This is a genomic window from Microtetraspora malaysiensis (assembly GCF_001528665.1).
Lineage (GTDB): Bacteria > Actinomycetota > Actinomycetes > Streptosporangiales > Streptosporangiaceae > Microtetraspora_A > Microtetraspora_A malaysiensis.
On record NZ_BBYJ01000024.1, the window covers coordinates 229,764 to 242,980 of the forward strand.

Sequence of the window (13,217 nt, forward strand, 5' to 3'; positions counted from 1 at the left end):
ACGGCTCGGTCACCCGCCACCCAGGCGTTCGGCCCAGTCGGCGGGTACCCGCCCGGCGGGCCCGGGGACGGGCTGGTCGGCGGGGCGGCTCTCCGGCGGCGCCAACGCGGGCCCGGACTTGTAGAACTTCGAGGAGGTGTAGTCCCAGAACCACTCCTCACCCGGTTCGAAACTGCGGATCACCGGGTGTCCCGTCTCCTTGGCGTGCGCCGTGGCGTGCTTGGACGGCGAGTCGTCGCAGCAGCCGATGTGGCCGCAGAGGGCGCAACGCCGCAGGTGCACCCACCATCCGCCGGCCGCGTCGCACTCGACGCAGCCGGTGCCGCTCGGCGGGACGGCGGGGTCGATCGCTTGCTCGGGGCTCATGGCAACTCCTTGTGGGTGTCCGGATCGGAGGGGGACAGCGGGAGGCGGACCTGGAAGCGGGTGTCGCCGGGCACGGACTCGACCCGCAGGTCGCCGCCGTGCCGGCCGACGACGATGCGCCAGGAGATGTCCAGGCCCAGGCCGGTGCCCTCACCGACGGGTTTGGTCGTGAAGAAGGGGTCGAAGATGCGGTCGCGGATCTCGGGCTGCACACCGGGGCCGGTGTCGCCGATCTCGACCAGCAGGCGGTCGCCGGCCCGTGCGGTCCGGACGGTCAGTGTGCCGTCGGCGTCCGCGCCTCCCATGGCGGAGAGCGCGTTGTCGACGAGGTTGGTCCACACCTGGTTGAGCTCGCCGGGGCACGCCGGAATCTCGGGCAGCGTGCGGTCGTAGTCCTTGACGACACTGACGCGCGCCCCGATCTTCTGCGACAGCATGACCAGCGTGCTGTCCAGCAGGTCGTGTACGTCGGTGTGCCGGTATGGCGCGCGGTCGAGTTGCGCGTAGTGCTTCGCCGCGTCGACCAGGGCGGAGATGCGGGTGGTCGAGTCCTCGATCTCGTCGAGGAGGAGCTCGGTCTCGACGGTGCAGTTCAGCCAGCGCACGGCCGCCTCGAGCACGTCCGGGGGCACGGCCGCGGCGATCCGGTCCAGCCAGGAGGTATCGAGACCGGCCTGCACGAACGTCGGCGCGAGCTGCCATCCGTCGGCGATGCCGTGTTCGTCCAGCCAGTCGGTCAGGACGTCCTCCCGGTCCGAAGCCTCCAGCGGGCTGAGAGCGGGGGCCCGTGCGGCGAGTTCGGCGGTGTCTTCCTGAATCCTGGCCAGCACGTCGACACTGTCCCGCCGGATCGGGTCGGCCGCGATGTCGCCGAGCCCGTGGCGCACCCCGGCCACCCGCTCCCGGAGTTCGGCGGTGGCGCGTACCGCGGCGGCGGCCGGGTTGTTGAGCTCGTGCGTGAGCCCGGCCGTCAGCGACCCGAGGGCCAGCAGGCGCTCGCGCTGGCCGATCGCCTGCTGGGTGTTCTTGGTCCCGAAGAACAGCCCCTCCAGCAGATGGACGGCCATCGGGAACCAGTCCCGCATGATCTCCGCGAAGGTCTCCGCGGGCAGGACGAAGAACCGGGAGGGCTCGGTGGCCCGCATCGAATTGTTGTAGACCTGTGGCACCTGGTCGCCCAGGTACGCCTGGAAGGCGCCGGCGTACACGCCGCGCATGGAGGTGCGGTTGACGTCCACGCCTTCGCCGCCGACGCGGCGGGAGAGCACCACCGTGCCCTCGAAGAGGACGTACAGGTACGCGGCCGGGTCGCCCTCCCGGTAGACCGTGCCCGGGTCGAACCACTCCGCCCGGCCGTCCCGGCACAGCCGGGCGAGCTGGTTGTCGGAGAGCTTCTCGAACAGGAACAAAGCCCGCAGCTCTTCCTCGTCGCAGTGCGTCCCGGGTCGGGTCATGACTGCTCCAGGTAGCGGTGCACGAGCATGACGGCCATGGCCCCTTCGCCGACCGCGGAGGCGACCCGTTTGGCGGACTCGGCCCGCACGTCACCCGCCGCGAACACGCCCGGCACGCTGGTCTCCAGGTGGTATGGCGGCCGGTCCAGCGTCCATCCGGCGGGCGGGCGCCCGTCCGGCGACAGGTCGGGGCCGGTCAGGACGAACCCGTACGAGTCCCTGAGCACCGTGCCGTCCAGCCAGTCGGTCAACGGCGCGGCCCCGATGAACACGAACATCCACTGGGTCTCCACGGTCTCGGTCTCGCCGCTGACCGTGTTGCGCAGCGTCAGCTTCTCCAGGTGATCCGTACCGTGGACGGCCTCCACGACGGTGTCGGTGCGCACCGAGATCACCGGGGACTCCATGACCCGCTGGAGAAGGTAGTGCGACATCGAGGCGGCCGGCGATGACCCGCGTATCACCAGGGTGACGGACTTGGCACCCCGGGCGAGGAACATCGCGGCCTGGCCGGCCGAGTTCGCCCCGCCGACGATGTACACGTCCTGCCCCTGGCACGCGGGAGCCTCGGTCAGGGCCGATCCGTAGTACACGCCCCGCCCGGTCAACTCGGTGACGCCCGGCACATCCAGCTGCCGGTACGACACGCCCGTCGCCAGGATCACGCAGTGCGCGGAGACCTCGGAACCGTCCGAGAACCGGAGTGTGCGTGCCGCGCCACGCACCTCCAGTGCGGTGATCTGGCGCGCCGTCAGCAACTCGGCCCCGAACTTCGTCGCCTGACGCCGCGCCCGGTCGGTGAGCTGTGCCCCGGAGACGCCGTCCGGGAAGCCGAGGTAGTTCTCGATGCGCGAGCTCTGACCTGCCTGGCCGCCGGTCGCCTCACGCTCGACCAGGACCGTCCGCAGCCCTTCGGAGGCCCCATACACGGCTGAGCCCAGGCCGGCCGGTCCGCCGCCGACGATGACGAGGTCGTAGAAGTCGGCCGCCGGAGTCGTCGACAGTCCCACCCGGCCGGCCAGTTCACGCTCCTCTGGCTCCACCAGCGCGGTCCCGTCCGGAGCGACCACCAGCGGCAGCCGAAGCCCGTCCTGGCCCGCGGCGTGGAGCAGGCGCCGGCCTTCCGGTTCGTCGGACGAGTACCAGCGGTAGGGAACCTGGTTGCGGGCCAGGAACTCCCGGATCTGCGAGGAGCGCGCCGACCATCGGTGACCGACCATTTTGGTGGTGGGCGTCTCCTTGCCGCTGGTGACCTGCCAGGACTCCAGCAGGTCGTCCACCACCGGATAGAGCTTCTCCTCCGGCGGGGCCCACGGCTTGAGCAGGTAGTGGTCGAGGTCGACGACGTTGATGGCGTCGATCGCGGCGCCGGTGTCGGCGTAGGCGGTGAGCAGCACGCGCCGGGCACCGGGGAACAGGTCGAGGGCCTGCTCCAGGAACTCGACGCCGTTCATCCGCGGCATGCGGTAGTCGGCCAGGAGCACCGCGACATGGCTGCCCCGCAATTTCAGCTCGCGCAGAGCCTCCAGCGCCGACTCACCGGACTCGGCGCGGACCACGCGGTACCGCTCGCCGTAGCGGCGGCGCAGGTCACGGGCGACGGCGCGGGACACCGCCGGGTCGTCGTCCACGGTCAGGATGACCGTACGCGCTGCGTCGACGGCCTCCGCCATGTTTCACCTCCGGGACTTGTCAGCTCGCGGCACGGCCCGCTGCCGCGGACCAGTGGCCGACCACGTTCGGTTGGTGGAGTGCGACAGCCCGCGAGGCGCTGCCGACCCCGACGACGGTCGTACCCACCCACTTCCGCCGGGCACCGCGATCCACTCCCTCGACGCCACCCGACGGCGTCCGCGACGGCGATTCTCGCCACACTACGGCGTGCCGCGATCACACCGTGCCCGGCAGCGCACGACTGCCGGCCCCTGAGCGCACAACAGACTAAGTGTTGGACGCCTTCCTCGGCGCACGGTCCACTGTGGTCACTGGACGTACTCCTCCTGGAGCACGCCCTGCGCCCATTCACCTACATACGCGCCGTCGTCGTCCCCGCGCCCGGCAGCGCGTGGAATTTCTCTCCCGCCAGAACTGTTCCGCAAGTCGAATGTTTAACATTCAACCAAGTTAGGAGGGTGCCATGCCCGCCATCACCGCCAACACACTGACACTGCCCCGCGTGGTCGTGCCCGACCCCGCCGCGACCGTCCAGCGCCCGGTCCGGTCGGTGACCACCGCGCCCAGCGGCTTCGAGGGGGAGGGCTTCCCCGTACGGCGCGCGTTCGCCGGGGTCTCCTTCGCCGACCTGGACCCGTTCATCCACATGGACCAGATGGGCGAGGTGGAGTACGCGCCCGGCGAGCCCAAGGGCACGGCCTGGCACCCGCACCGCGGCTTCGAGACCGTCACCTACATCATCGACGGGATCTTCGACCACCAGGACTCCAACGGCGGCGGCGGCACGATCACCGACGGCGACACCCAGTGGATGACCGCCGGCTCCGGGCTGCTGCACATCGAGAAGCCGCCGGAGCACCTGGTGGTGTCCGGCGGGCTGTTCCACGGGATCCAGCTGTGGGTCAACCTGCCGCGGGCGCACAAGTTCCACCCGCCGCGCTACCAGGACATCCGCGGCGGCGAGGCCACGCTGCTCGCCTCGGCCGACGGCGGCGCGCTGCTGCGGGTGATCGCCGGCGAGCTGGACGGTCACCCGGGGCCCGGGATCACGTTCACGCCGATCACGATGGTGCACGCCACCGTCAGCCCGGGCGCGACGCTGGACGTGCCGTGGAACCCCGCCTTCAACGCGCTGGCCTACGTACTGGCGGGCCAGGGCTCGGTGGGTGCCGGGCACGCGCCGATCCACAAGGGGCAGCTGGCCGTCTTCGGACCCGGCGGGGCGCTCACGCTGGCCGCGGACCCGCGCCAGCCGCAGGCCGAGCCGAACCTGGAGGTGCTGCTGCTCGGCGGGCAGCCGATCCGCGAGCCCGTCGTGCATTACGGGCCCTTCGTGATGAACACCCGCGCCGAGATCCTGCAGGCGATGGAGGACTACCAGGCCGGCCGCCTGGGCGTCGCCCCCGCCGAGCGGATGCCGCACACCGATGGAGAGGAGCGGCCATGACCGCGACCCTGGCCGAGGAGTTCGCCCGCGGCCGGATGTTCTTCGAACTCAAGGACTACGTCGGCGCCGCCCGCATCCTGGCACCGGTGGTCGCCGCCGAGCCGGGCAACGTGGCGGCCCGCCTGCTGCTGGCCCGCGCCTACTACCACTCCGCCCAGCTGCGTGGGGCCGAGGCGGAACTGCGTGCCGTCATCGAGCGTGCCCCCACAGATGAGTACGCCCACCTGCTGCTGGGCCGTACCCTCCAGCGGGCCAACCGGCACGCGGAGGCGGCGACCTACCTTCGGTTGCACGCCGTCATGACCGGGTGATCGATGGTGCCCCTGGCCGGCGCGGCCGGCCAGGGGCGATCGGCAGCGTGCGCGTGGTCATCCGCTATGACGACGCCCTCCCACGCGGGCCCCGAACCGCACCGGTCGCGATCGTGACGGCGACCAACAGCACACAGACAGCCGCGATCGCCGCGACCAAGGCGGCCACACCGATCCAGGGTGTCGCGAGCGGCAGCGACAAGATGACGACGACGCAGGCCAGGACCGCGATGGGATGGGTGATCGGCGCCGCGACGACAAGCGCGTTCACCGCCCAGAGCAAGGTGAGGAACACACCGACCGGGACGGCGACCGCGTAGCCAAGTGCCAACGACGGTACGTGCACCTCGTGCCCGCTCTGCTCCACCGCCACTTCGAGCCCGGCGCCCAAAGCCGCCAAGGCCGCGAAGATGCCGTAGTGGCCGTATCCCCACAGGTACGACCGATGACGGCGGTCGCTGAGACCTCCCCCGGCCTCCGTGAGGAAGTAGAGCCACCAAAGAGCGAACAGCAGAACGAGGCCGGAGACGGCGATGACGACGAAGGGACCGCTGATCCGGCCCGTTTCGAGCGCTCCCGCGACTCCCCTGCTCGCGGCCAGGACACTCTCACCGAGCAGAATGATCGTGAACAGACCGTAGCGTTCGGCGATGTGGTGCGGGTGCCAGTTCGTCCGCCTGACCCGTTCCGCCCACCGTGGCACCGCCAGTTCCAGGACGACCAGGCAGACGAAGGACGGCAGCCCGAAGGACGTGTGCAGGACACCCGTCTCCTGCAGGACGAGGCGAAGCACCCATCCCACCTGCACGAGGCTGATGCCCGCGGCGTACCGCAGCGCGGTGCGGCGGCTCGCCGGATCTTCCAGACCGGCCCGCAGCCATTGGACCACCAGCGCCATCCTCATGATGAGGTAGCCCAGCGTGACGACACCGTAGTCGGACTGACGGGCCGCGGCGGGCACACCGGCGGCCAGGACCAGCACGCCGGCCATCTGCACCATGGTCAGCAGCCGGTAGGCGACATCGTCGGTGTCGTAGGACGAGGCGAACCACGTGAAGTTCATCCACGCCCACCAGATCGCGAAGAACACCTGGAGGAAGGGGACCAGTCCGGTGAGGCCATGGCCGCCGGCGACGGCGTGCGCGAACTGGGCGGTGGCGCTGGCGACCGCGACCACGAAGGTGAGGTCGAACAGGAGCTCGAGCTGGCTGGAGACGCGGTGTGGCTCGTCGGTGGGGCGAGCGCTCATCCGGACTCGGATCCGGATCGTGGTGCCGGTTGGTGGCAAGGTTTCGCTCCTGTCGCTCCGGGAGTCCGGTCCGCGTGAAAAACAGGACAGCAATCTATGCCAGCGCGGCGCGAAAGCCGCTCCGCCGGTCGGGCGGCCTGATCGGTTCCGTGGGGGCCGCAGCATGGTGCGGATTCACGCGCCGATCAGGCCGCCGCCGCTACCCGAGCCGCTCCACGATCATGGCCATGCCCTGTCCGCCGGCCGTGCACATCGTCTGCAGCCCGACCTGGCCATCGTGGAACTCCAGCGAATTCAGGAGCGTCGCCGTCAATCGTGCGCCGCTCATGCCGAACGGGTGCCCCATGGCGATGGCTCCCCCGTTCACGTTCAACCGGTCGTCGGGGATTTCCAGGTCCCGCTGGCAGGCCAGCACCTGCGCCGCGAACGCCTCGTTGATCTCGACCTGATCGATGTCGGCCATCGTCATCCCGGCTCGGCGGAGCACGATGCGTGTCGCCTCGACCGGACCGAGGCCCATGATCTCGGGCGACAACGCGCTGACGGCGGTCGCCACGATGCGCGCCCGCGGCGTGAGTCCCAGCCCGCGGGCCTTGGCGTCGCTCATCACGACAAGCATCGCCGCGCCGTCGTTCAACGGGCAGCTGTTGCCGGCGGTGACCCGGCCGTCCGGCCGGAACACCGGCGGCAGCCCCGAGACCGCCTCGTACGTGACGCCGCGCCGCGGCCCGTCGTCGACGGCGACCAGCCGCCCGTCCGGCAGGCGTACCGGGCAGGTCTCCCGCGCCCAGAATCCGGTGTCGGCCGCCTGCTCCGCGCGGTGCTGGGAGCGTACGGCGAACCGGTCCATGTCCTCCCGCTCGATCCCCTTCAACCAGGCCACGTTCTCGGCGGTCTGGCCCATCGGGATGTGCGCGTCGGGCAGCAGTCCGAGGTCCCGTGGGTCGTCCCAGCCGCGGACCCGGTCGTCGACGCGTCGTGCGGTGCGCTCACCCGGCACGGCGAAGACCGCGTTCCTCGTGTCGGGCCACCCGTCGGCCGTTCCCCGGGCGAACCGGGAGACCGTCTCGACGCCGGCCGAGATGTACGCCTCGCCCTCACCGGCCTTGATCGCGTGGAAGGCCATGCGGGTGGTCTGCATCGACGAGCCGCAGTACCTGTTGACGGTGGTTCCCGGGAGCCCGTCCAACCCCAACTGGATCGCCACGACGCGGGCCATGTTGAAGCCCGACTCCCCCGCGGGCTGCGCGCAGCCCAGCAGCAGGTCCTCGATGTCCGACGGAGCGACCTCCGGCACCAGTTCGAGGCCGTGCCGGATGACCTGGGCGACCAGGTCGTCCGGCCGCATCGACGCCAGCGAGCCCTTCACCGCGCGGCCGATGGGTGAGCGCACCGCCGCGACAATGACCGCCTCCGGCATCTACGCCCCCCTCCGTCGCGACGCCGCCGGGCTGACCGGACGCGCCGCGCGGCGCCGCGCGGCGCGGGCCGGGTCGAACGGCCGCAGTTCCGGGACGTCCCGGCCGTCGACGAGCCGCGCCAGCAGGTGGGCGGTCGAGGGGGCCATCATCACGCCGAGCATGTTGTGACCGGTCGCCAGGAAGATCCGTGACCGGCCGGGCGCGGCCCCGATGAACGGGAGCCCGTCCGGGGTCATCGGGCGCGGCCCCATCCATTCGGCCGTGCGCCGCGACCACTCGACGCCGGTGAAGTACGGCGCCGCCGCGTTGACGACCTCCCGGATCCGGCCGCGGTTGAACCTGTCGTCCCGGGCGTCGAACTCCATCGTCCCCGCGATGCGCACGCCCGCGCCCAGGGGGACGGCGCCGACGTGGGCCTCCTCCAGCTTCAGCACCCGGGTCAGCGGGGCCGCGGGCGCGATGCCGAAGCTGTATCCCTTGCCCGGACGGATGGGGAGATCGAACCCCAGGTCTCCGGTCAGCTCGGCCGAACCGGCGCCGGCCGCGATGACCACGTGCCCCGCGGCGAAGGTGTCGACCGTCGACTCGACGCGTACCTCGCGTCCCGACGACACGACGCGCGTCACCCGGGCGCCCTCATGGATCACGACCCCGCCCGCGCGCAGGGCGTCGGCGAGCGCGTCCACGAACGCGCCGGGGTCGACCCGCGCCTGGCCGGAGAGCACGAACCCGGACCTCGCGCGCTCGCCCAGGCACGGTTCCAGGGCCCGGAGTTCCGGCCCGTCCAGGATCTCGCCGAGGTCGCGGTCGACCGGATAGTGCTCGCGCAGGCACGCCCGCTTCCGTTCGGCCCGCTCTCGCGAGGGGAAGAGGTACAGGTATTCCCCCTTGGCGACCTCGACGCCGACCCCGCCGTCCGACAGTGCGGCGAACCGCTCGTCCGTGTCGGCTCCCAGCATGGCCAGCGCGCGCACCCCGGCGCGGAAGCGCTCGGCGGTGGCGTTCCGCGCCATCCGCAGGAGGAACGTCCCCATGGTCAGCGCCGCGGCCGGGTGAACGTAGAGGGCGCTGTCCTTGCGGTACATGTTCTTCAGCGTGGTGCCGACGATGCCGGGCTGCGACAGCGGACCGACGATCGACGAGCAGATCTCCCCCGCGTTCCCGCGGGACGCGCCGCTGCCGACGCGGTCCCGTTCGAGGACGACGACCTGGTGGCCCCGCCGGGCGAGTTCCCACGCGACGCAGAGACCGACCACGCCGCCGCCGACGACGACCGTCGGCCCCGAAGCCGTTCCGCCCGTGTCCGCGCGCACGGCCGTCATGCCCGGCTCCGCGCCGCGCGGAGGGCGGCCCGCCGCTCGGCGGTCGCCGGTTCGTCGACCTCGCCGGCGTCGGTGAACACGACGCCGTAGCGGTCCCGCGCGGCCTCGACGCTCACCTTGCGGTCGAGCACGTCGACCCGCACCCGGGCCGGATCCCGGTCCAGCGGGTCGCCGTACCCGCCACCGCCGGGCGTGTACAGGGTGACGGTGTCGTCGCGGTCGAGGCTCATCGTCGGGCCGGTCTGGTGCCGCAGCACCTGCTCGGACTCCCCGCCTTCGTTGACGATCCATCGGCTCGGTGCGCCGCTGTGCCCGCCGAACAGGCCCTTCGGCGGGATGGCGGAGTACTGCGATGTGTGCGAGAACCGCGCGGCCTCGCCCTTCACCTGCCAGCTCAGTCTCAGGCCGAGGCCGCCGCGCCATCGGCCGGCCCCGCCGGAGTCGGTGTACAGGGCCTTCGACCGGTACAGCACGGGCGCTTCCCACTCGGAGCTCTCGATGGAGGGGCTGGCCACGTTGGTGATCCACCCCGGCATCGCGCTCAGGCCGTCCCGGCTCGCCCGGGCGCCGAGGCCGCCGGTGCTGGGGCCGGTGCCCATCCGCCACTCCTGGCGGGCCGAGATGTCGCCGCCGTCCGGATGGGTGGTGGTGTTCACCGCGGACCCGCGACCGTAGATGAGACCGCACGAGTTGGCCACCACCGCGTCCGGCAGCACCTCGGCCATGGCCTCGAAGATCATGTCCACGATCTGGTGCGTCACCGCCATCCGCTGGTAGACGGCCGCGGGCGGGGTCGGGTTCACGATGGAGCCCTCGGGCGCGTCGATCGTCACCAGGTTGGCCGGTCCCTGGTTCTTCGGGATGTCCGGCGGCATCATCGCCAGCAACCCGAACAGGCAGGCCGAGATGGTCGCCGACTTCGGGCAGTTGATCGGCCCGGCGATCTGCTCGTCGGAGCCGGTGAAGTCGAAGGTGATCCGGTCATCGGTGACCTTCATGGCGAGCCGCAGCCGGACCGGACCGCCCATGCTGCCGTCTTCGAGCAGCAGCTTCTCCGCCCGGTAGACGCCGTCCGGGATCCGCCGGATGTACTCCGCGGTGCGCCGTTCGGCGTACTGGATCTGCGCGTCGACCGCCCGCAGCACGACGTCGCGGCCGTACCGGTCCAGGAGGCGGCGGAAGCCGTCGGCGCCCACGTGCGCCCCGGACACCTGGGCCAGCAGATCACCGCGCTGCGCGTAGGGCACGCTGGTGTTCGTCAGGATCAGCTTGAGCAGGTCCTCGTCCAGGACGCCGCCGGAGTACAGCTTGACCGGCGGGATCCGCAGGCCCTCCTCGAAGATGCTCGTGTGCCAGTCGTTCGGGTCCAGACCGCCGGCCCCCGCCAGGTGCGCGAAGATCGTGGAGAAGCCGACCAGCTCGCCGTCCCAGAAGACCGGCTCGTAGACGATGAAGTCGGCCGTGTGGTGGGCGCCGACGCTGCCGTCCACGTACGGATCGTTGGTGAGGATGACGTCGCCGGGGACGAGCGTCTCCGGCGGGAAATGGTGCTTCAGCATGCCCTTGAGGCAGGGGCCGAGCGCGTTGAGATGCACCGGCACGTTGGCCCCTTCGGCGACCAGTCGGCCACTCGCGTCGAAGATCGACGACGAGCAGTCCTTCCCCTCCTTCAGCAGCAGGGAGTAGCTCGTCCGCGTCATCGTCTCGGTCATCTGCTCCGCGAGAGACTCCAGCGCGCTCCGGATGACCTCCACGGTCACCACGTCCGGGCCGCGGCCTTCGGCGACGTCTCGCGTATCCGCTGAGTTCACGAACTTCTCTTTCCTGTCTCGGGTCTCGTTCGGAGGGAGGCGCTCAGCGCGCGGTGAGCACGAGCGTGCCGATCGGGCTCACGGAGAGCTTCTGGTCGGGCCACATCACGGTGGTGCTGCCCGGCTCCTCGATGATCGCGGGCCCCTCGATGACATGGCCCGGCCGCAGCAGCGCACGGTCGTAGACGGGGGTGTCCACCCGCTCGCCGAACACGACCTGGCGGCGTTCCTTGAGCGCCTCGTCGGCGCGGGAGGTGGTGGCGTCCGGCAGGCGCGGGAAGGCGGGCTTGGCCGTCGCGGCGACCGCGGACACCCGCAGGCTCACCAGCTGCACCGGGTCCTTCGGGGAGGCGTGGCCGTAGCGCTGCTCGTGCAGCGCGTGGAAGGACGCGGCCAGGTGGTCGAGCGCCTGGTCGCCGTACCCCTTCTCGAAGGGCACGACGAGTTCGAAGCTCTGGCCCCGGTACCGCATCTCCGCGGTCCGCGCGACGGTGATCCGGTCGATCGGGATGCCTTCGGACAGGAGTTCCTTGGCCGCGTCGGCCTCGAGCTGGTCGAACCACTCGTTCAGCGCGCCGACCTCGACCTCGTCCAGCGGGCAGAGCCGCGAGGCGACCGCGTCGCAGCTCTGGTCGGCGAGCAGCAGGCCCATCGCCGAGACGTTGCCGGGGTTCGGCGGGATGACCACGGTGGGGATGCCGAGCTCGCGGGCCGCGTCGCTGACGATCAGGCCGCCCGCTCCGCCGAAGCCGACGATCGCGAAATCACGCGGGTCAAGCCCGCGGGCGATGGACACCCGCCGGATCGCGCGGACGCTGTCGGCCGCGGCGATGGCGATCGCCCCGGCGGCCCAGCGCTCGGGGTCCCAGTCGTCGGTGTCGTTCCTGGACAGCGCGAGCGCGTCGTGCGCGGCCTGCCGGTCGAGCCGCTGGCGCCCCCCGAGGAAGTAGTCGGGGTTGAGCCGCCCGGTGACCACGGCCGCGTCGGTCAGGGTCGGCCGCGTCCCCCCGGCGCCGTAGCAGACCGGCCCCGGGCTGGCGCCCGCGCTGTCCGGTCCGACCCGCAGCGCGCCTCCCTCGTCGATCCAGACGATCGATCCCCCGCCGGACCCGATGGGGGTGATCTCGATGCTCGACATCTGGATCGGGTGGCCGAGCAGTTCGTCGCGCGGCACGACGATGGGGTCCCCGCCGATCGCCACCGCCAGGTCGGTGCTGGTGCCGCCCATGTCGTACGTGATGACGTTGGCGCATCCGACCTCGGCCGCGAAGTGGGCGCCCGCGATGGCGCCGGCCACCGGCCCCGAGTTGGCGACCCGGATCGGCTTCTCCGCGGCCTGCCGGAGGCTGAACGTGCCGCCGCTCCCCTGCATGGTCAGCAGCGTGGCGCCGAAGCCGGCGGCCTCCGTCTGCTCGGCGAAGTCGACGAAGTGCGCGCTCAGCTTCGGCTTGACGTAGGCGTCGAGCGCGGTCGTGCTCGCGCGGTCGTACTCGGAGATGCGCGGGCTCACGACCGAGGAGAGCGACAGCGGGATGTCCGGCGCCTCCTCGGCCAGGATCTGGGCCACCCGCACCTCGTGGGCCGGCTGGGTGTAGCTGTGCAGCAGGCAGATGGCGACGCTTTCCAGGCCCAGTTCCTTGACGGCCGCGGCGATGCCGCGTACCTGCTCCTCGTCGAGCGGCTCCAGCTCGTGTCCGCGGAAGTCGTGGCGCTGGCGCACCTCGAAGCAGTGGCGGCGTTCGATGACCGGCCGGCTGGGCTCCCACTGGACGTCGTAGATGTTGCCGCTCCGGTAGGAGTTCCCGACCTCCAGGACGTCACCGAACCCGGCGGTCGTGATCAGTCCCGCCGAGATGCGCTCTCCCTGGAGGATCATGTTCACCGCGACGGTCGTCCCGTAGACGACCGTGTGCACGTCTCCGGGCGCGGCGCCCGCCTTGTCGAGGATTCGCGCGGCTCCGGACAGCACGGCGTCGACTATTCGCCGGGGGGTCGAAGGAACTTTTTCGACCCAAATATTTCCGGTCTCTTCATCCAGCAATACGAGGTCTGTATGCGTGCCGCCAGTGTCGATTCCCAGTCGGTACATCCGGTTTCCCTGATTCTCCATAAGAAATTCACGCTCGGGGTCGGGGTCGTCCGCCGACTTTCGTCACTTTATG

At 71.2% G+C, this 13,217-nt stretch carries 10 protein-coding genes; 2 read left to right on the top strand and 8 right to left on the bottom strand.

Features of this window, described 5'->3' with window-relative positions; all coding sequences use genetic code 11:
* Window positions 1–9 precede the first annotated feature (9 nt).
* The 3 genes from AWQ71_RS29495 to AWQ71_RS29505 are packed head-to-tail and all read right to left on the bottom strand — an operon-like array spanning window position 10 to window position 3,493.
* Window positions 10–366 carry a UBP-type zinc finger domain-containing protein gene (locus tag AWQ71_RS29495; RefSeq protein WP_067138864.1) on the bottom strand — a complete coding sequence of 119 codons (357 nt, stop codon included), beginning with the start codon at window positions 364–366 and terminating at the stop codon, window positions 10–12.
* On the bottom strand, window positions 363–1,820 hold the full coding sequence (locus AWQ71_RS29500; RefSeq protein ID WP_067138866.1) for an ATP-binding protein: 1,458 nt from the start codon (window positions 1,818–1,820) through the stop codon (window positions 363–365). The genes AWQ71_RS29495 and AWQ71_RS29500 overlap by 4 nt, the downstream gene beginning before the upstream one ends.
* The gene (locus tag AWQ71_RS29505; protein WP_067138868.1) at window positions 1,817–3,493 is read right to left on the bottom strand and encodes an NAD(P)/FAD-dependent oxidoreductase; all 1,677 of its coding nucleotides are present in this window, start codon (window positions 3,491–3,493) and stop codon (window positions 1,817–1,819) included. Before AWQ71_RS29505 ends, AWQ71_RS29500 begins: the two co-directional genes overlap by 4 nt.
* Window positions 3,494–3,957: 464 nt before the next feature.
* Between AWQ71_RS29505 and AWQ71_RS29510 the strand changes: the two genes are divergently transcribed.
* Together AWQ71_RS29510 and AWQ71_RS29515 are read left to right on the top strand one after the other, a co-directional pair.
* Entirely contained in the window at window positions 3,958–4,941 is a 984-nt protein-coding gene (locus tag AWQ71_RS29510; RefSeq protein ID WP_067138870.1) for a pirin family protein, read from the top strand.
* Window positions 4,938–5,252, top strand: a complete 315-nt coding sequence (locus tag AWQ71_RS29515; protein WP_067138872.1) for a tetratricopeptide repeat protein — start codon at window positions 4,938–4,940, stop codon at window positions 5,250–5,252. The genes AWQ71_RS29510 and AWQ71_RS29515 overlap by 4 nt, the downstream gene beginning before the upstream one ends.
* A gap of 64 nt (window positions 5,253–5,316) precedes the next feature.
* Here AWQ71_RS29515 and AWQ71_RS29520 read toward each other — a convergent pair whose 3' ends face one another.
* The 5 genes from AWQ71_RS29520 to AWQ71_RS29540 all read right to left on the bottom strand — a co-directional run bounded on the left by AWQ71_RS29520 (window position 5,317) and on the right by AWQ71_RS29540 (window position 13,165).
* On the bottom strand, window positions 5,317–6,501 hold the full coding sequence (locus AWQ71_RS29520; RefSeq protein ID WP_067138874.1) for a low temperature requirement protein A: 1,185 nt from the start codon (window positions 6,499–6,501) through the stop codon (window positions 5,317–5,319).
* 199 nt (window positions 6,502–6,700) lie between these two features.
* Complete coding sequence (locus AWQ71_RS29525; RefSeq protein ID WP_067138876.1) at window positions 6,701–7,921, bottom strand: acetyl-CoA C-acetyltransferase; 1,221 nt, start codon at window positions 7,919–7,921, stop codon at window positions 6,701–6,703.
* Window positions 7,922–9,244, bottom strand: a complete 1,323-nt coding sequence (locus AWQ71_RS29530) for an NAD(P)/FAD-dependent oxidoreductase (protein ID WP_067138878.1) — start codon at window positions 9,242–9,244, stop codon at window positions 7,922–7,924. It abuts the gene before it with no gap.
* Complete coding sequence (locus tag AWQ71_RS29535; protein ID WP_067138880.1) at window positions 9,241–11,055, bottom strand: hydantoinase B/oxoprolinase family protein; 1,815 nt, start codon at window positions 11,053–11,055, stop codon at window positions 9,241–9,243. The genes AWQ71_RS29530 and AWQ71_RS29535 overlap by 4 nt, the downstream gene beginning before the upstream one ends.
* Before the next feature lie 43 nt (window positions 11,056–11,098).
* Window positions 11,099–13,165: a hydantoinase/oxoprolinase family protein gene (locus tag AWQ71_RS29540; RefSeq protein WP_084259421.1), complete on the bottom strand. Its 2,067-nt coding sequence runs from the start codon at window positions 13,163–13,165 to the stop codon at window positions 11,099–11,101.
* Window positions 13,166–13,217: the final 52 nt, after the last annotated feature.

What these genes read in the sequence shown, in the direction of transcription:
- AWQ71_RS29495 (WP_067138864.1), bottom strand. Translation starts at nt 366, where the DNA reads ATGAGCCCCGAGCAAGCGATCGACCCCGCCGTCCCGCCGAGCGGCACC.
- AWQ71_RS29500 (WP_067138866.1), bottom strand. Translation starts at nt 1,820, where the DNA reads ATGACCCGACCCGGGACGCACTGCGACGAGGAAGAGCTGCGGGCTTTG.
- AWQ71_RS29505 (WP_067138868.1), bottom strand. Translation starts at nt 3,493, where the DNA reads ATGGCGGAGGCCGTCGACGCAGCGCGTACGGTCATCCTGACCGTGGAC.
- AWQ71_RS29510 (WP_067138870.1), top strand. Translation starts at nt 3,958, where the DNA reads ATGCCCGCCATCACCGCCAACACACTGACACTGCCCCGCGTGGTCGTG.
- AWQ71_RS29515 (WP_067138872.1), top strand. Translation starts at nt 4,938, where the DNA reads ATGACCGCGACCCTGGCCGAGGAGTTCGCCCGCGGCCGGATGTTCTTC.
- AWQ71_RS29520 (WP_067138874.1), bottom strand. Translation starts at nt 6,501, where the DNA reads ATGAGCGCTCGCCCCACCGACGAGCCACACCGCGTCTCCAGCCAGCTC.
- AWQ71_RS29525 (WP_067138876.1), bottom strand. Translation starts at nt 7,921, where the DNA reads ATGCCGGAGGCGGTCATTGTCGCGGCGGTGCGCTCACCCATCGGCCGC.
- AWQ71_RS29530 (WP_067138878.1), bottom strand. Translation starts at nt 9,244, where the DNA reads ATGACGGCCGTGCGCGCGGACACGGGCGGAACGGCTTCGGGGCCGACG.
- AWQ71_RS29540 (WP_084259421.1), bottom strand. Translation starts at nt 13,165, where the DNA reads ATGGAGAATCAGGGAAACCGGATGTACCGACTGGGAATCGACACTGGC.